Origin of the sequence: Dietzia sp. DQ11-71 (assembly GCF_014144995.1) — a bacterium.
GTDB lineage: Bacteria > Actinomycetota > Actinomycetes > Mycobacteriales > Mycobacteriaceae > Dietzia > Dietzia kunjamensis.
The window spans coordinates 1-1055 of sequence record NZ_JAALDT010000407.1 but is presented as its reverse complement, the minus strand read 5'-3'; the positions used below and the strand labels follow the sequence as shown (position 1 = coordinate 1055).

General features: G+C 72.6%; 1 protein-coding gene. It reads right to left on the bottom strand.

The genetic code is table 11. The features are described from left to right. Positions 1-812 (bottom strand): sigma-54-dependent transcriptional regulator family protein (locus tag G6023_RS13460; protein WP_472986445.1); only part of this gene is annotated, 812 nt, incomplete at its 3' end. Positions 813-1055 lie beyond the last annotated feature (243 nt).

Genomic DNA, 1055 nt, shown 5'->3' with positions numbered 1-1055 from the left:
GCGTGGGCCCGCCCGGTGGCCCCGCTGGAGGAGCCGGGCGTGGACGCGGCGGGCATCGCCGACCTCCCCGGGGTGGACGCGGCCATGGCGGCAGTGGAGGCAGGCCGGGTGCTGCCCAGGACGGGCACGGCCGGGTGCTGTTGGTCCGGGAACACCAGGTCGAGCAGGTGCCCACGGCGGCCGACACGGCTCGAGAGCACCCCGACCGTACCCACCGACAGCTCCACGGAGTCGCCCAGCTCGTCCCGGTCGACCAGGCGCCGGAGCCTGCCGAGGTCGCGGGAGTCCAGCCGTTCCAGGCTCGAGTGCGAGGCCAGTACGACCTCGTCGCCGAACGCGCAGGTCGCGGTGTCGGAGGTGCGGGTGCGTTCGACGAAGCGGTGCCACAGTTCGCGGTCGTCGGCACGGGCGGTGTCGACGTAGCGGGCCTCGATGTCCGCGACGATCTTCCGTACGAACGGCGCGAACATGCGGGAGGCGTCGGCGCTCATACCCGTCAGATCCACCGCGCCGACCAGGCGTCGCGTGAGCGGGTCGATGATCGGGTGCCCGTAACAGGCGAAGTCGCGCAGGACCTCGGCGAAGTGTTGCTCGCCGTGGATGAACACCCCGGCGCGGGTCTCGAGGGCCGTGCCGATTCCGTTGTTGCCCACCGCGTCCTCGGTCAGGGTCGCCCCGTCGTCGACCCCTCGCCGCAGCAGCATGCGGGAGATCCGGGCGTTGTCGCGCACCGAGCGGATGACCCGACCCTCACGGTCGGCGAGCAGGAGCATCGCCCCGGTGTCCTTGAGGACCTCGTCCAGGTCGTCCATGACCGGACGGGCGGCCTCCGCGAGCCGGTGGGAGCGGGAGGCGCGTGGGTCGGGAGCCCCGGGCCGGGCGCTCTTCGGCGTGAGTCCGCACGATGCGGATCTGCGCCAGGACAGGTCAATGTGGTCCTCACCGGGGGCAGGGGAAGACGGGCGGACGGTCTGGGTCACAGGGCGCCTCCGGCCGGTCGGGGGGTGTGTGATCTACACCATACGGACGCGGCGGCGTGCGTGATGCCCCCGGTA